The 16,147-nt window shown below is 70.4% G+C and carries 16 protein-coding genes; 7 read left to right on the top strand and 9 right to left on the bottom strand.

Going from position 1 to position 16,147, the window contains the following annotated elements:
• Positions 1 to 28 precede the first annotated feature (28 nt).
• Positions 29 to 649 carry an Rv1733c family protein gene (locus ACZ7L4_RS05980; protein ID WP_472100055.1) on the top strand — a complete coding sequence of 207 codons (621 nt, stop codon included), beginning with the start codon at positions 29 to 31 and terminating at the stop codon, positions 647 to 649.
• 33 nt (positions 650 to 682) lie between these two features.
• On the opposite strand, the gene ACZ7L4_RS05975 is transcribed toward ACZ7L4_RS05980, so the two are convergent.
• Positions 683 to 1,609, bottom strand: coding sequence for an LmeA family phospholipid-binding protein (locus ACZ7L4_RS05975; RefSeq protein ID WP_472100053.1), 927 nt, complete (start codon positions 1,607 to 1,609; stop codon positions 683 to 685).
• A 359-nt stretch (positions 1,610 to 1,968) separates the two neighbouring features.
• Between ACZ7L4_RS05975 and ACZ7L4_RS05970 the strand changes: the two genes are divergently transcribed.
• Positions 1,969 to 2,283 (top strand): hypothetical protein, encoded by a 315-nt coding sequence (locus tag ACZ7L4_RS05970; RefSeq protein ID WP_472100052.1) that lies wholly within the window; start codon positions 1,969 to 1,971, stop codon positions 2,281 to 2,283.
• Between the two features lie 16 nt (positions 2,284 to 2,299).
• Here the strand turns inward: ACZ7L4_RS05970 and ACZ7L4_RS05965 are convergent, their stop codons facing one another.
• The 3 genes from ACZ7L4_RS05965 to ACZ7L4_RS05955 form a co-directional block, all read right to left on the bottom strand.
• Positions 2,300 to 3,691, bottom strand: a complete 1,392-nt coding sequence (locus ACZ7L4_RS05965; RefSeq protein WP_472100050.1) for an MFS transporter — start codon at positions 3,689 to 3,691, stop codon at positions 2,300 to 2,302.
• Positions 3,692 to 3,921: 230 nt separating this feature from the next.
• Positions 3,922 to 4,359 carry a hypothetical protein gene (locus ACZ7L4_RS05960; protein WP_472100048.1) on the bottom strand — a complete coding sequence of 146 codons (438 nt, stop codon included), beginning with the start codon at positions 4,357 to 4,359 and terminating at the stop codon, positions 3,922 to 3,924.
• A 233-nt stretch (positions 4,360 to 4,592) separates the two neighbouring features.
• A complete protein-coding gene (locus ACZ7L4_RS05955; RefSeq protein WP_472100046.1) occupies positions 4,593 to 5,009 on the bottom strand; it encodes a hypothetical protein in 417 nt (138 codons plus the stop codon).
• A 392-nt stretch (positions 5,010 to 5,401) separates the two neighbouring features.
• Between ACZ7L4_RS05955 and ACZ7L4_RS05950 the strand changes: the two genes are divergently transcribed.
• A complete protein-coding gene (locus ACZ7L4_RS05950) occupies positions 5,402 to 6,145 on the top strand; it encodes a VOC family protein (RefSeq protein WP_472100044.1) in 744 nt (247 codons plus the stop codon).
• An 11-nt stretch (positions 6,146 to 6,156) separates the two neighbouring features.
• On the opposite strand, the gene ACZ7L4_RS05945 is transcribed toward ACZ7L4_RS05950, so the two are convergent.
• Genes ACZ7L4_RS05945 through ACZ7L4_RS05930 form a run of 4 tightly spaced genes read right to left on the bottom strand, consistent with a single transcriptional unit; the run spans position 6,157 to position 10,626 of the window.
• A complete protein-coding gene (locus ACZ7L4_RS05945; RefSeq protein ID WP_472100042.1) occupies positions 6,157 to 7,359 on the bottom strand; it encodes a Gfo/Idh/MocA family protein in 1,203 nt (400 codons plus the stop codon).
• A gap of 40 nt (positions 7,360 to 7,399) precedes the next feature.
• Entirely contained in the window at positions 7,400 to 8,740 is a 1,341-nt protein-coding gene (locus ACZ7L4_RS05940; RefSeq protein WP_472100040.1) for an ABC transporter substrate-binding protein, read from the bottom strand.
• Between the two features lie 10 nt (positions 8,741 to 8,750).
• Positions 8,751 to 9,668, bottom strand: a complete 918-nt coding sequence (locus ACZ7L4_RS05935) for a carbohydrate ABC transporter permease (RefSeq protein WP_472100039.1) — start codon at positions 9,666 to 9,668, stop codon at positions 8,751 to 8,753.
• A gap of 16 nt (positions 9,669 to 9,684) precedes the next feature.
• Complete coding sequence (locus tag ACZ7L4_RS05930; RefSeq protein WP_472100037.1) at positions 9,685 to 10,626, bottom strand: carbohydrate ABC transporter permease; 942 nt, start codon at positions 10,624 to 10,626, stop codon at positions 9,685 to 9,687.
• Between the two features lie 166 nt (positions 10,627 to 10,792).
• Between ACZ7L4_RS05930 and ACZ7L4_RS05925 the strand changes: the two genes are divergently transcribed.
• The 4 genes from ACZ7L4_RS05925 to ACZ7L4_RS05910 all read left to right on the top strand — a co-directional run bounded on the left by ACZ7L4_RS05925 (position 10,793) and on the right by ACZ7L4_RS05910 (position 14,969).
• Complete coding sequence (locus ACZ7L4_RS05925) at positions 10,793 to 12,001, top strand: ROK family protein (RefSeq protein ID WP_472100035.1); 1,209 nt, start codon at positions 10,793 to 10,795, stop codon at positions 11,999 to 12,001.
• Positions 12,002 to 12,031: 30 nt separating this feature from the next.
• Complete coding sequence (locus ACZ7L4_RS05920) at positions 12,032 to 13,597, top strand: purine-cytosine permease family protein (RefSeq protein ID WP_472100033.1); 1,566 nt, start codon at positions 12,032 to 12,034, stop codon at positions 13,595 to 13,597.
• Positions 13,598 to 13,642: 45 nt separating this feature from the next.
• Entirely contained in the window at positions 13,643 to 14,428 is a 786-nt protein-coding gene (locus ACZ7L4_RS05915; RefSeq protein WP_472100031.1) for an SAM-dependent methyltransferase, read from the top strand.
• A gap of 64 nt (positions 14,429 to 14,492) precedes the next feature.
• On the top strand, positions 14,493 to 14,969 hold the full coding sequence (locus tag ACZ7L4_RS05910) for a nucleoside deaminase (protein ID WP_450809284.1): 477 nt from the start codon (positions 14,493 to 14,495) through the stop codon (positions 14,967 to 14,969).
• Between the two features lie 20 nt (positions 14,970 to 14,989).
• Here ACZ7L4_RS05910 and ACZ7L4_RS05905 read toward each other — a convergent pair whose 3' ends face one another.
• Positions 14,990 to 16,036: an enoyl-CoA hydratase/isomerase family protein gene (locus ACZ7L4_RS05905; RefSeq protein ID WP_472100029.1), complete on the bottom strand. Its 1,047-nt coding sequence runs from the start codon at positions 16,034 to 16,036 to the stop codon at positions 14,990 to 14,992.
• Positions 16,037 to 16,147: the final 111 nt, after the last annotated feature.

Raw genomic sequence — 16,147 nt, 5'->3', positions numbered from 1 at the left:
CGACTCCCGCCACCAGGAAGGAGGCATCATGTCCGGCGAGGTCCCTCAGGACCAGCCACCGCCCGACCCCGGTCCCGTACGCCTGTGGCGGTGGCGGCGCAATCCGCTGCGCCGGCCCAGCGACCGGCTGCAGGCGTGGGTCACGCTCGCCCTCGCAGTCGCCGTGCTGACCACCGCACCCGCCGCCATGTTCGCGGCGGGTGACAGCGCCCAGCGCCATTACCGCAGCACCGCCCAGCACGAGGCACTCACCCGAACCCAGCACCCCGCCACGCTCACCCACGACGCCCCGCGCCATCCAGAACCGGGATCGGACGAAGCGAAGGAGGCCCGCTACCCGGTCCCCGTCCGTTACACCGACCCGCGAGGGCAGGCACGGACCGGGACCACCGATGTCCAACCAGGGCTGCCGGCAGGCCGCACCGTCCTGGTCTGGACCGACCCGGAGGGCAGGATCACCCGGCCCCCGCTGACCACGGACCAGATCCGCAACCACACCATGGGCTGGGCACTCCTCGCCTTCCTCACCGTCCCGCTCACCGGCCTCGCGGTCCACGCCACCGTCACCCGGCTCGTCCACCGCCACAACCTCGCGCAGTGGGACACGGACTGGGCCCGCACCGCACCCCGATGGAACGCACACCCTTGACCGTCAGTGCCGCGACGGAGGCGTCACCAGGGATCAGACCCCCAAGGGCACTTCCTTGCCTGCCAGTTGGGCGCGGATACCGTCGTTCGTGACGGTGATGTCGCGCAGGCGCAGGTCGCCGGGCATGTCCTTGGGCAGCTGCGCCGAGAACTCCATCTTCTGTGCGACCTTCGGCTCCTGCAGCTTCTGCAGGCCCTCGATCAGCGACGGGTCGATGCCCGCGGGCTTCAGCAGCTCGGGGTGATCGGCCAGCGCGTCCAGGGCGCCGCCCTTCATGAGCTTGCCGGGCAGGAGCCGCTGCCCCGTGGCCTGTTCGGTCCCGCGCTCGTCCATCTTGTCGACGGTGGGCCCGGCCAGTTGCAGGCCGCCGCCCTTGCCCGGGGTGTAGGTGAGCAGGCCCGGCACGACGATCCGGGTGTCCTCGACGGACAGCGCCAGGCCCCGGTCCCCGGTCCGCACCAGATGGGCGCGGCCCCGGATCTTGGCCTGCTTCCCGGCCACCGGCAGGTCGCCCTTGGCCTGCACCGTGTTGTGCCGCTTCCCCGGGGCCAACGTCACCTGGGACGCGCCGACTTCGCGGTTGAGGTCGTCGAAGGACAGGAACACGTCGCCGCGCACCTTGCTCAGGACCGCGCCCTTGACGGACGAGGGAAGGCTGCCGACGATCCGGATGTCGTCGACCGAACCCTTCACCTGCGCGACCGAGACGGGCCCCGCGGGCACGTGGGGCACGTTGACCTCGACGTGGTCGATATTGCCCATGACGACCTGACCCAGGAACGGGAAGCTGTCGATGTGCACCTCGGGCTCGGCGTGCAGCTTCAGCGATTCCTGCACCTTCTTGGCCGCCACGTTCTCCGCGTAGAGCACCGCCCAGCGGTCCCCCAGCGCGAGGAACGCCAGCACCACGACCAAGGACGCCGTCACCTTCACCGCCGTACGGGCGGGCGAACGGAGCACTCTGCGCGCCTCGCGCCGACGGGCCCTGCGGGCCTTGCGGTCCGAGGGGGCGCCTGAGTCATCAGGAGGTGCAGCCTGGTCGTCGGAGGAGCGGGTGCCCGGGATGTGGGCCGTGGTGTCTTGGGGAGGGCCGTTCTCAATCACCGCCACATACGAACACACGACCGCGCCCACGCCCAAGTCCCGGCAGCAGCAAGGCTGCCGCACCGGTCCACCACCCCCAGGGCTCGTGTCCCACCCGTGAAGATTGCGTATCGAACCCGCGCCTGCCCCGAGGGCCCGCAGCTCACGATGCTTACCTGCCGAGGTACGGCCGACCAGCCGGCGCACGACGGAACGCGAGAACGGGGAGCGACACCATGGCCAACCTCCACTTGAAGACACTCAAGTGCGTCGAGACAGAGGACTGGGTCGGCCACGACGACCCCCAACTCGCCGTGAACGGCCAGAACATCCTGCTCCCGAGCATGAGCGGGGGCCAGAAGTACGCCATCGACGAGTACCACGCCTTCGACGGCGAGGTCACGATCACGCTCCACGAGGCCGACGGCCTTCCGGGCGACGGCGACGACCTCCTCGGCTCGCACACACTGACCGAGGAAGGCAGCGGCATCCTCAACTTCACGAAGGACGGCGCCAACTACCAGCTGTCCTACACCCTCACCCGGTCCTGACACCCCGCTGAAGCGTCTACCCCTGCGCGGGCGCGACCAGGTGGCGGCCGCGCTGGGCGCGGTGCCCGGTGTCCGTGAGCAGGCGGCCGTTCGTCTCCGGCGCCCAGGCGTACGCGGTCACACCCCCGATGAGGGAGACCACGCCCATGGCGGCCATGCACCAGCCGAGGCCGAGGTGTTCCAGGCCGAGCGGGAGGAGGAAGGTGCCGATGGCCGCGCCGATCCGGCTCGCGGCGGAGGCGAGACCCACGCCCGAGGTGCGGATCGCGGTCGGGAAGACCTCTTCGGGATAGACGCCCGGCAGGATGCTCATGATCCCGTACGAGAAGAGGTACCCGAAGAAGCAGGCCGTGCCCGCCCACAGCGGCAGCCGGTGGCCGAGGGCGACCAGGAAGAGCGCGAGCGCACAGCCGAACATGGGCCAGATCAGGATCTTGCGCCGGCCCACCTTGTCGACCAGGTACCAGCCGGTGACGGCGCCGACGAGCGCGATGATCGTGCCGAGCAGTGCCCCGGCCAGCGCCGACTCGCCCATGCCGATGGCGGTGAGGACGGTCGGCTGGAAGAACGTCAGGGCGAAGTAGGGCAGCACGATGCATATCCAGAACGTGCACACGAAGACGGTGCGCAGGATGTAGTCCCGGGAGAAGAGCATCGAGTAGCGGGTGTCCTCGGCCTGTTCGGCGTGGATGTCGGCGGTGTCGGCGTCGAGTTCATGCGGGCCTTCCGCGGCTGGCGGTCGCGGTGCGCCGAAGGACTGGTTCAGGACCGCGAGCGCCTCCTCGCGGCGCCCCTTCGACATCAGCCAGCGCGGGGACTCCGGCAGTCCGTGCCGCAGCATCAGACAGATGACCGCGGGTACGGCGCTGGCGGCGAGCGTGATGTTCCAGGCGGAAGGCCACTGGGTGTTGATCAGGTAGCCGATGAGGTACGCCACGACGTAGCCGACGTTCCACAGGATCTCGAGGACGCCGAGGTAGTTGCCGCGTCGTGCGCGTGGCGCGAATTCGGCGAGCAGCGGGGAGCCGATCGAGTAGTCGGCGCCCACCGCGAGGCCCATCACCAGGCCGAGGACCATGACCTGCCAGGGGGCGGTCACGAAGAACATGAGCACGGCGCTGGCGAGGAACACCGACAGGTCGATCGTGAACATCGGGCGGCGGCCGACCCGGTCGGTCAGATAGCCGAGGAAGAGGCCGCCGAAGAAGGTGCCGACGAGCGTCGAGGACGAGATGAGCGTGGCCCAGGTGAGGGTGACACCGATTTCGCGGGACATCGCGCTGCCGGCCAGCGCGGAGGCGACGGAGGCGAACACGAACCCGTCGATGAACATGCCTCCGCCGGTGGCCGCGGTCAGCCGCCACAGGAAGCGGCGGTGGTCTCGGCCGCCGCCTTGGGGGCGGGGCAACTTCTCGGCTGTGTGCGCGGCTTGAGACGACAAGACGGCGTGCGTCCTTCCCTGTGCGGCCGCCGGGTCGCCCCGGCCACCCAGTTATGTGTAGGACGCACGTGCCCGGAAGCGGCGGGGGCATTCCTGGGCTTCACGGGATCTCCGCGAGACGGTCCTCAACGCACCCAGCGGGGGCAGGGCACATGAGGTCGAACACACACAGAGCGACCTAGGACGCTGCCCTTGTCTCAGCCGGCGTCCGTCAGTTCCAGCGCCAGGCGCGAGGCCACCGAGTCCGCGAGCGCCTTCGCGGCATCCTCCCCGAGCCGCGCCGCGTGTGCGTGGGCACGCACCAGGTCACGTACGGCGTCGAGTTGCGCCGCGGAGCGGCAGCGGAGCTCGGGAGGGGCCTGGGGCGGGCGGCGGAACAACTGGCTCAGGAGCGGCTTGTGGCGGGCGGTGGTCCCGCGGGCCGCTTCGTCCAGCGCCAGCCACACCACCGGGGTGACGGGCGCGGTGACATCCACGTGGCCGCATTCGAGCGCCGCCCCGTCCTCGACGCGCCGCTCGAACAGACGGGTCACCCGGCCTTCGTCCAGGTTCGCCAGTTTGTCGAGCAACAGGACCTCGTCCGGCGCCACCTCGGCGACCACGTCCCGCACCACGTCACGCACCCTCGCGCCCACGACGGCCCTCCCGGTCCGACCAGGACACCATGGTGCCCCGCCGCACTCGCCTCCGTCAGGACGAGTTCACGCCGGTCCTGTACGGGTCCCGACCCGGGCGCACCGCCTCCTCGTACAGGGCCCTGGACAGCTCGATGCCCGGGATGAACCGGGTGTCGGAGTTCGTCATGGCACCACTGTGCTGCACGCCCCTGCGGCCCGGGGCCCTCCAAGGCGCGAGGGCGTCGCGGCGGTCACCGCAGCGCGGAACCCGAGCCCGCGTCCGCGTCCCGGTCGCCCAACGTGTCGGCCGACCAGCGTGCGACCTCTTCGAGGGCGGCGGCGACGTCATCGTGCACGCCGAGCGGCAGCCGGTCCGCCCCCGCCGCACGCAGCACGGTCTGTTCGGCGGCGTCCGCGACGACCGCCAGCGCGCCGCCGCCCGCCGCCATGGCCAGGCCCGCCTCGACGAACTCCGTCGCCCCGTCGGCGTCGCAGTGTTCGGCGTCCTGGAAGTCCACCACCAGGCCGGACTGGCCCGTGACGTCCAGGCGTCCCATCAGCGCGCCCAGCTCCGCCGCGGCATCGGCATCGAACCGGCCCACGACCTGTACGACCAGGACACCTCCGTCCTCCCACCGCACAGGGAACCGAACCCGAGCCTGCCCCATAACCGTCCCTTCAGCCGACGAGGCGCCTTTTCCCCTCGCAGCGCCCCGGCGGCGCACCTACCCCCTCCCCGTCACTCCACGCATACCGAAGTCCGGCCCTGCGCCGCTCCCCCGGCACACCGGCCCCATCATGCCCCCGCGGACGCGCTTTCGCGCGCACCGCGGTCGCGGCCACCGGCGCGTTCCCGCTGATCAGGGCGTCCGCGGTGCGGTTCGAGCGGGGCGCGACTGGTGTAGACCCTTGTGCCGCCCAGGTGCCGCGGCCAGGATCGGCCGAGCTGGATACCCGTCCTGGGCCAACCGAGATCGGGGCCGCAGCCGCCTTCGCCGCGCCCAGCCCCGCCAGAGCCGTCGACAACGATGGGGACCCCACTGTGCGTAGGGTCTCCGCCATGGCTCTTCGACCGGTTCAGGTGAACATCAAGGCTCTCGACGACGCGCTCGTGGGGCGGTTCTGGGCGGACGCGCTCGGCTGGGGTGTGTCCAGTGAGGCGCCCGGGGTGACCAATGTGGAGCCCGGGGGCGGCTTCGTGTGGCCGGATGCGAGTGCCTTGTGCATCGACGTGGTCACCGTCCCGCACGCCAAGACGGCGACGAAGAACCGTGTGCACATCGACCTGGCGACCGTCTCCGTCGCTCACCAGGCGGAGACGGTCGCACGGCTGACGGAGCTCGGGGCGACGCCCCTCGACATCGGCCAGGGCGACGTGCCGTGGACCGTGCTCGCCGATCCCGAGGGCAACGAGTTCTGTGTGCTGGAGCCCCGGGAGGTCTACCGGGACACCGGGACGATCGCGGCCGTGGTGGTCGACTGCGACGACCCGCGGGCCATGGCCCGGTTCTGGGGTGCGGCGACGGACTGGACCGTGCACCAAGTGACCGACGAGCAGGCGGTGTTGCGGTCCTCCACGGGCGTCGGACCGTATCTCGAGTTTCTGCGTTCGGCCGACGGCAAGACCGTGGAGGACCGCGTGCACATCGATCTGCTGCCGTACGCCGGTGACGACAAGGAGGCGGAGGTCGACCGCCTGAGGGCCCTTGGCGCCACCGACATCGACCTGGGTCAGGGCGACGTCCCGTGGACGTGTCTCACCGACCCCGAGGGCCACGACTTCTGCGTCCTCGGGCGCGGCTGACCGTCCCGCCCTCACACCTCCGGCGCGTCCCCGAAGTCCGGGATCTCCAGGCGCGTCCCGCCCTGGCGCGCCGAGTCGTGGGCGACGATGCCCGGCAGTGTGTAACGCGCGGCCACCCACGCGTTCACCGAGGGCAGCGTGCGGGTGTTGACCGCGGTCACGAAGTCGTCCACCAGGAAGTGGTGGCTGCCCTCGTGCCCGTTGGGCATGTTGTCGTAGACGCGCGGCAGCCGGGAGCGGTCGTGGACGGGGGCCGAGCCCGAGGTGAACGCGGCGCGCAGGGCGGGCGCGATCTTCTCGAGCGACGGGTCGTCCGGGCTCAACGAGGGCTTGGGTTCGAGGAGTTCGGTGATGTCCCGCACCCCCTTCTTGTCCTGCCAGAAGCTGACCGTGGCGAGCTGCTCCATGCTGGCGTCGGTGCCGAAGAACCGGAAGCGCGACTCCCTGATGTGCGAGGGGTAGCCGACCCGCCGGAACTCGTTCGTACGGAACGAGCCGCCGCCGGCGACCTCGAACAGCGCGGTGGCGTTGGAGATGTCATTGCCGAACTGGCTGACCTCGGTGTCGAAGACACCGTCACCGCGCTCGTCCTTCACACCGATCGCCGAGACACTGACGGCGTGCGTCCGCCACGCGCCGAGCACACCGCCGACGGCGTGCGTCGGGTAGAGCAGCGGCGGGTAGCTCGCGGTCTCCTTCCACCGCTCCCCTCCGCTGTACTGGTACGCCTCGTAGAAGCCGAGGTCCATGTCGTGGACGTAGTCGCCCTCCGCGTAGAAGAGCCGCCCGAAGGCCCCGTCGGCGATCTGGTTGCGGGCGTGCACGGTGGCCGGGTTGTACTCGCTGGTCTCGCCCATCATGTAGGTGAGCCCGGTGCGGCGAACGGCGTCGATGATGGCGGCGATCTCGTCGCGCGTGATGGCCATCGGGACGGCCGAGTAGACGTGCTTACCGGCGTCGAGTCCCTGCAGGACGAGCGGGCCGTGGGTCCAGCGCTGCGTGAAGACGGCGACGGCGTCGATGTCGGGCGACTCCAGCATCGCCTCGTACGAGGGGAAGGTACCGGCGAGGCCCTCCTTGGCGGCGAGTTGCTCCGCCCGCTCCGGCAGCAGGTCGGTGACATGGACGGCGTCGACGCCGGGATGGGCGAGAAACAGTTTGGCGAAGCCGCCGGCGAACTGTCCGGCGCCGACGATGCCGAGGGTGAACGTCATGTGCGCATGCCTTTCGGTACGTGCTGCGGGGTCACAGGTCTCACTGGTCGAGCAGGAGGTTGATCTGGTCGTTGGTCTCGTCGAGGCCGCTCGCGGGGGCCCCGTTGCCGTAGATGTCCTGCATGGCGGGGTGCATGAGGCCGTACACGTCGGCGGCGTAGTTGGTGATCGGGAAGGAGAAGGTGCGGTAGTGCCCGCGGTCGTCGACCGGGGTGGTGAAGGCCGAGGTGTCGATGCCCTTCTTCTTGTAGGCGGCGACTGCGGTGTCGGTGCCGGAGCGTGTCGCGGGGAAGACGATTCCGTACGTGCCGACCGTCCTCTGGCAGTCGGCGGAGGCCAGGTAGGACACCCACTTCTTGGCGCCGGCCTTGTTGCGTGCGCCCTTGGTGACGGAGTCGGCGAGGCCGTTCATCATGGTGGCGCGCTTGCCGGTCGGGCCGGTGGGGTTGCGGACCGTCCCGAAGTCGGTGCCCTTGAATCCGGCGTAGGTGGAGAGCATCCAGGCGCCGTCGAAGGCGGTGGCGGCGCGGCCGGCCGCGAACTGGGCGTTGGGCTGGTTGAGTCCGGCGTTCCAGTCGGTGAAGGGCGCCAGATACCCCTTCTTCGCGAGACCGAAGTACCACTCGACGACGGACTGGAAGGTCTTGTCGCCGTACCGGTACGTCTCGCCCCAGCGCTTCTTGTCCGTGTAGGACCAGCCGGCCGAGCCGGTGAACGGACTCCAGGTGGTCTGTCCGTCGCCGTCCCCTCCCCCGTTGGTGGCGAGCCCGTACGTCTTGACGTGGTGTTTGTCGAAGCCGGGTTCGTCGCCGCGCTTGCCGTTCCTGTCGACGGTGAGGTGGGCGATGGTCTTCTCGAAGGTGCCGCCGTCCTTGGGGTTCCAGTTCAGGGAGTCGAGGTCCTTCGCGGAGAGATCGGCGTCGGCGAGCATCTTCTTGTTGTAGAAGAGCGAGACGGTGTCCCAGTCCTTCGGCGCGCCGTAGCGGTGGCCGTCCTGCGCGACCCAGTTCGCGGCGAGGCCCGGCTGGTAGTCGGCGTCCTTGATGCCGAGGTCGTCGAGGGGTTCGAGGACCTCCAGGTCGGCGAACTGGCCGAACTTCTGGATGTGGTTGGTGAAGACGTCCGGTTCGGTGCCGGAGATGAAGCTCGCCGTGAGCTTGGTCCAGTAGTCCTCCCAGCCGATCTGGGTGAAGCGCACGTCCAGGCCCGGGTTCTTCTTTTCGAAGTCCTTGGCGCAGGCCTCGTAGGCGGGCAGCTGGTTGGCGTCCCACAGCCAGTACGTGACGGTTCTCGACGAGCGGGCTCCCGGGTCGCCTCCCGCGCATCCGGTGAGCGACAGCGCCAGCGCCCCGGTCAGCGCGACGAGCGTACGAAATCGCATCCGGTGCCTCCTACTTGAGTCCGGTGAAGCTGATGGAGCTGACGATGCGGCGGGCGAACACCCCGAAGAGCAGCAGCATCGGGAGCGCCGCGATGAGGGTCGCCGCCATCAGCCCGGACCAGTCGAAGCCGGACTGCGGGGTCTGCGCGCGGAACATCGCGAGGGCGACGGTGAGGACGCGGGAGCTGTCGCTGTACGACACCATCAGCGGCCAGAAGTAGTCGTTCCAGGAGGTGATGTAGGTGAGGACGGCGAGGGTGATGACGGGGGTGGACGCCATGGGCAGCAGCACCCGGAAGAAGATCCGGACGCGCCCCGCGCCGTCCAGGAGCGCCGCCTCCTCGACCTCGCGCGGGATGTTCATGAAGAACTGGCGGAGGAAGAAGACCGCGAACGGCGTCATGAACATCGTGGGCAGCGCGATCCCGAGGAGGGAGTCGATGAGCCCGAGTTCCTTCACGAGGACGAAGTTGGGCAGCAGCGTGAAGATGGTCGGCACCATGAGTCCGCCGAGGAACAGCGCGAACACGGTGTTCCGGCCGCGCCAGTTGAGCCGCGCGAAGGCGTAGGCGGCCATGGCGGAGAACAGGATCTGGCAGACGGTGATCAGCGTCGAGACGAGGATCGAGTTGAGCAGATAGCGCCAGAAGTCGAGCCCGCCGCCCGCGCCGCCCTGGGCGACGGCCTCCTTCGTGGACTGCAGCCCGAGCGCCCGCTCGAAGCCGCCGCCGGTCGGGTCGACGGGGAGCACGGAGGTCGGGTCGGCGGCGACGCCCGCGTTCGAGGACAGCGCGGTGCGCAGCACCCAGTAGAACGGCAGCAGCGTGACGAGGACGATCGCGCCCATCGCGGTCCAGGCGGCGGCCCGCCCGAAGGAGAGCCGGCGCCTAGTGGGCCGTACGGGCTGGGCGAGTGCGGTGGTGGCCATGGCGGTGCTCCTTCCTTCAGCCGAGGTCGGTCTGTCCGGCCCGGGTGATCCGGTACTGGACGATGGTGATCGCGCCGAGCACGAGGAGCAGGGCGACGGACATCGCGGAGGCGTAGCCGAACTGGAAGCGGCCGAACGCCGAGCCGTAGATGTAGAACTGCAGGACGTTGGTGGCGTTGGCGGGCCCGCCGGCCGTGGTGACGGCGACGGTGTCGAAGACCTGGAAGGAGCCGATCACCGTCATGATGAGGACGACCGCGAGGACGGGTCGCAGCAGCGGCATGGTGATGCGGGTGAACATCCGCCACTCGCTCGCGCCGTCGACGCGCGCGGCCTCGTACATGTCGTGGGGTATCGCCTGGAGCCCGGCGAACAGCAGCAGCGCGGTGTAGCCGACGTGCCGCCACACGTTGATCAGCGCGATGGTGGGGATGGCCCAGGTCTCGTCGGCGAGGAACGGGATGCGGTCGAGGCCGACGGCGGCGATGATCTCGTTGCCGATGCCGAGTTGGGTGTCGAGCATCCACAGCCAGACGATGCCGGCGACGACGTTGGACATCAGATACGGCGTCAGGACGATGCCGCGCAGGAGGGAGGACTGGGTGAGCCGGTGGAGCAGTACGGCGATGGCAAGTGCGGACACCGTCTGTACGCCGATGTTGACGACGACGTACTCGACGGTGACCTTCAACGAGTCCCAGAAGACGGGGTCGTTGAGCATCCGCTCGTAGTTGGCGAGGCCGACCCACTCCGGTGGGGTGAGGAGGTTGAAGCGGGTGAAGCTCAGCCAGATGCCGCGCAGCGTGGGCCACAGCAGGAAGACGGCGAAGCCGAGCATGGCCGGGGCGATGAAGAGTGCGGCGACCGCCCCGTCGGAGAGGGGGCGTTTGCGCTTCTGGCGCGGGGCGCTGCCGGCGAGCGGCAGGTGTCTCGGCGGGCTGGTGGAGGCGACGGTCATCGCGGACTCCCTCGTCTGGGGTTCGGCCTCGTCCTCGGCGTGGTTACTTTCGCGGCAGAACTTTTGGACCGTCAAGATGCGTGCAGCGACTACCTGAAAGGGGTTGCTGCGACTTAGGGTGACGTCATTCCTTTCGCACCAGAAGGAATGAGGAGAGGAGTGGGCGATGACTGCGGAGGCCGACACCTGGGTGCCGCTCAGTGCGGGCGAGCGCGCCGTGGCTCTGGAGGTGCTCACCCGCGGGCCGATGTCGCGCAGCGAACTCGCGCGGCGCCTCGATCTGTCCGCGGGCAGCCTGACCCGGCTGACCAAGCCGCTGATCGAGTCGGGGCTGCTGGTCGAGGCCCCGGAGACCCCGGCGCGGGCGGAGACGCGGCAGGGCAGGCCCTCACGCCCCCTGGACATCGTCGCCGAGTCCCGCACCTTCGCGGGTTTCAAGGTCACCGGAGACACGGTCTACGGGGTCGTCACCACGCTCAGGAGCGACATCGTGGCCTCCCGGGACACGCCGCTCGCGAGCCGCGAGCCGGACGATGTCGTCACGGCGATCGGCGAGTTGACCGACATCTTCGCCCAGGAGTTCCCCTCGCTGTCCGGCATCGGGATCGGGCTCGGGGGGCGCTCGCAGGACCGCGCGGTCGTCGACGAGTCGGCGTTCCTGGGGTGGCGGGACGTGCCGCTCGCGCACCTCGTGCGGGAGCGCACCGGTCTGCCCGCGGTCGTCGAGAACGACGTGAGCGCGCTCGTCGAGGCGGAGAGCTGGTTCGGGGCGGGCCGGGGCCTGGACCGGTTCGCCGTCCTCACGATCGGCGCGGGGCTCGGCTACGGCCTGGTCAGCGGCGGCCGCCGGGTGGAGACCGCCGAGGACGGGCTCGGCGTGGGCCGCTTCTGGATCGTCGACCCGTACGGGCCGCTGACCCCCGACGGCCGGCGCGGCAGCGCGATCTCCCTCCTCACCATCCCCAGCATCCGCTACCAGGTGCGGGCCGCCACGGGCGAGGACGCCACGTACGAGGAGATCCTGGCCCGCGCCGTCGAGGGCGAGCCGATCACGGCCCGGGTGGTCGACGAGGCGGCCCGCGCGCTCGGCACACTCGTCGCGCAGATCGCCAACTTCGCGATGCCGCAGAAGATCCTGCTCGCCGGCGAGGGGGTCGGCCTCGTCGACGTCGCCGCGCCCGTGATCGAGGAGGCGATCCGCGCGAACCGCCACCCACGGGCCGACCCGGTCAACCTGGAGACCAAGGTCTCGGACTTCCACGACTGGGCGCGCGGCGGCGCCGTGCTGGCGATTCAGGTCCTGGTGCTGGGGACCGCGGACCCGGGGCCCGGGCCACGCGCCGCGGAACCGGCACGGGTACCGTCGCCCCGTTGAAGTCCCGCAAGATCAATAAGGCGGTTACGCATGGCCGACGCGGCACACGGCGCCACAAACACTCCCGGCGTCACCGAAGTTGAGACCCACGGTGTCGAGCGGATTCCCGACGCGGACCGGTCGGCGGGGCCCCTCGATCTGTTCCGGCTCGCCTTCGGTGGGGCCAATACCTTCGCCACGTGTGTGCTCGGCGCGTTCCCGATCCTGTTCGGTCTGTCCTTCTGGCAGGGGCTCGCCGCGACGGTCCTCGGTCTGGTGGCGGGCGCGCTGCTGCTGGCGCCGATGTCGGTGTTCGGCCCGGCCAACGGGACGAACAACGCGGTGTCCTCGTCGGCACACCTGGGCGTGCACGGCCGGGTCGTCGGCTCGTTCCTGTCGCTGCTCACGGCCATCGCGTTCTTCTCGATCTCCGTGTGGTCGTCGGGCGACGCGCTGATCGGCGCGGCGCACCGGCTTGCGGGCCTGCCCGAGTCGGACGTCTCGTACGGGGTCGCGTACGCGGTGTTCGCGGGGCTCGTCCTGACGGTGTGCGTGTACGGCTTCCGGTTCATGCTGTTCGTGAACAAGATCGCGGTGCTGGCCGCGTCGGCGCTGTTCGTGCTCGGTGTGTTCGCCTTCGCCGGGGACTTCGACCCCGGGTACACCGGCGCGTTCGCGTCCACGTCGACGCCGATGTTCTGGCCGTCGTTCATCGGCTCGGCGCTGATCGTGCTCTCCAACCCGGTGTCCTTCGGCGCGTTCCTCGGTGACTGGTCGCGGTACATTCCGGCGGCCACGCCGCGCGGGCGGGTGATGGGCGCGGCGTTCCTCTCGCAGATCGCGACGCTGCTGCCGTTCCTGTTCGGGCTCGGCACGGCGTCGGTGATCGCCGCGAAGGCGGAGAAGTACCTCGATCCTGCGGCCCCGAACTACGTGGGCGGGCTGCTCGCCATCTCCCCCGGCTGGTACTTCCTCCCGCTGTGCCTGATCGCGCTGATCGGCGGAATGGCGACGGGCACGACCGCGCTGTACGGGACGGGGCTCGACTTCTCGTCGGTGTTTCCCCGCTTCGGCCGGGTGCAGGCGACCGTCTTCATCGGGTCGCTGTCGATCGCGTTCATCTTCGTCGGCCGGTTCGTCCTGAACCTCGCGCAGTCGATCTCCACGTTCGCCACGCTCATCATCACGTGCACCGCGCCGTGGATGGTCGTCATGGCCCTCGGCTACGTGACCCGGCGCGGCTGGTACGACCCGGAGGCCCTCCAGGTCTTCAACCGGCGCCAGCGGGGCGGGCGTTACTGGTTCACGCACGGCTGGAACTGGCGCGGTCTGTCGGCGTGGCTGGTCTCGGCCTGCCTTGCCCTGCTGTTCACGAATCTGCCGGGCCAGTTCGTCGGCCCGCTCGGCGATCTCGCGGGCGGCACGGACATTTCCCTCCCGGTCGGCCTGGCCCTCGCGGCGGTCGTGTACCTCGCCCTGCTGTTCCTGTTCCCCGAGCCGCGCGCGGTGTACGGGCCGGACGGGCCGCGGCTCGTGCGGGCCTCGCAGGCGGAGGTCCCGCCGATCACGGGTGAGGTTCCGACGGCGACCAACGCATCGCGCCCGCACGTGAGTTGAGGCGACGTCACCTCGTACGGCCACGCCCGCTGCCATACTGACGGCATGACGGCACGGGCCTCCGAGAACCGCATCGACACGAGCAGACCGCACCCGGCCCGTGTCTACGACTGGCTGCTGGGCGGCAAGGACCACTACCCCGTCGACCGGGCGGTGGCCGAGCAGCTGCCGCCCGAGGCTCGCCACAACGCCCTGCGCAATCGGGCGTTCATGCACCGCGCCGCCGCATGGCTCGCCGACAGCGGCGTCGACCAGTACCTCGACATCGGCACGGGCATCCCGACCGAGCCCAACCTCCACCGGATCGTGCAGGACATCCTGCCGTCCGCACGGGTCGCGTACGCCGACAACGATCCGATCGTGCTGCGGCACGCGGAGGCCCTGCTGGTGAGCCACCCGGCGGGGGCCACCGACTACATCGAGGCGGATGTCCGCCGGCCCAGGCGCATCCTCGACCACGCCCGCACGTTCCTGGACTTCTCGCGTCCCGTCGCCCTGTCGATGATCGCGCTGATGCACTTCATCGGCGACGACGAGGATCCGTACGGCCTGACGCGGACCCTCGTCGACGCCCTGCCCTCCGGCAGCTTCCTGGTGCTCTCGCACGGCACCACCGATGAGCATCCGCACCTGGTGAGGTCGGTGACCACCACCTACCGCAAGGGCGAGATCCCGCTGCGGATGCGTACGCGGGCCGAGGTCGAGCCGTTCTTCGAGGGCCTCGACCTGGTGTCACCGGGACTCGTCACCGCGACCCGGTGGTACCGGTCCGGGCCCGCTCCCGCCGGGGAGCCGAGCGGCTTCTACGTGGGTGTCGCCCGCGTTCCGTGAACCTCGTGGCGCCCTGACAGGATGGCCCCGGCAAGGCCGGTACCCGCAAGCGAAAGAGGCCGTCGTGGAAGAGCGTGAACTGGACCATCTGCGCCGGTGTGTGGAGCTGGCCGCCGAGGCGTTGGACGCCGGTGACGAGCCGTTCGGCTCCGTCCTGGTGGACGGCGCGGGGAAGGTCCGGGCCGAGGACCGCAATCGGATCGCCGATGGTGACTCGACCCGGCACCCGGAGTTCGAGCTCGCCCGCTGGGCGGCCGAGCACCTCACACCCGAGGAGCGGGCCACCGCCACGGTGTACACGTCCGGTGAGCACTGCCCCATGTGCTCGGCGGCGCACGCCTGGGTCGGCCTCGACCGGATCGTGTACGTGGCGTCCTCGGCGCAGCTCTCCGAGTGGCTGGCCGCGTGGGGCAGGCCCCAGGGTCCGGTGAACGCCCTGCCCATCCAGGAGGTCGCCCCGTCGGTGAAGGTCGAGGGACCGGTGGACGAGCTGGTGCCGGCCGTGAAGGAGCTGCACCGGCGGCTGGCGCAGGGGGCCTGAGGCCCCCCTGGCCGCACCGGTCAGCCCAGGCCCAGTTCCCGCTCCCCCAGCGGCGCGAAGTAGCGCTCCACGTCGGCGGCCCCGACCTCGGCCAGGGTCGCCGGGGACCACTTGGGGTCGCGGTCCTTGTCGATGATCTGGGCGCGGATGCCCTCGGGCAGGTCGTGGGTGTCCAGGGCCGCGCAGATCACCCGGTACTCCTGGTCGAGCGCCTGCTCCAGGGTGTCGAGGCGGGCCGCGCGGCGCAGGGTCTCGAACGTCGCCTTCACGGCCATGGGTGACCGGGACAGGATGAGGTCGGCAGCCTCCTTGGCCGCGACGTCGCCGGTGGCGAAGAGGCGTTCCACGATCTCCTCGACCGTGTCCGCGGCGTAGCACGCGTCGATCCAGGCACGCTGCCCGGCGAGGACTCCGGGCGGCGCCTGCCGGGCGTGCCGTGCGACGACCTCGTCCGCCTCGGCCCCGGCCAGCTCGCCCAGGAGTCCGGGCAGCGCCTCGGACGGTACGTAGTGGTCGGCGAGGCCGCACAGGAGGGCGTCGGCCGCGCCGATCGCCGTGCCCGTGAGCGCGAGGTGGGTGCCGAGGTGTCCGGGCGCGCGCGTGAACAGGTAGGTGCCGCCGACGTCCGGGACCAGGCCGATGCCGACCTCGGGCATCGCGACCTTCGAGCGTTCGGTGACGATGCGGATGCCGCCGTGCGCCGACAGGCCGACGCCGCCGCCCATGACGATGCCGTCCATGACGGCGACGTAGGGCTTCGGGTAGTGCGCGATACGGGAGTTGAGGCGGTACTCGTCGCGCAGGAAGGCCTGCGACGCGCTGTGGTCGCCGCTGCGTGCGTCGTCGTGGAAGAGCCGGATGTCGGCCCCGGCGCACAGGGCCCGCTCCCCCGCGCCGCGGAGCACGACGGTCCCGACGTCCGGGTCGTCCGCCCAGGTGTCGAGGGCATCGGCGATCGACGTCAGCATCGCGTGGGTGAGGGAGTTCAGGGCCCGGGGCCGGTTCAGGGTGAGGTGCGCGGCGCGTCCCTCGACGTCCCGCAGCACGGGGGCGGCGTCGGAGCTCAACGGTGGTTCCTTCCGGTGAAGATCACGGCAGGACCATCTCTATCACCCGCGACATCACCCACGACACGGACCGTGACGCCGTGTACGACGGGCCGAACACGGGGGTTCCCG

The sequence above is a fragment of the Streptomyces sp. NPDC107575 genome (genome assembly GCF_055657265.1).
This window is presented reverse-complemented; position numbering and strand designations above follow the sequence as displayed.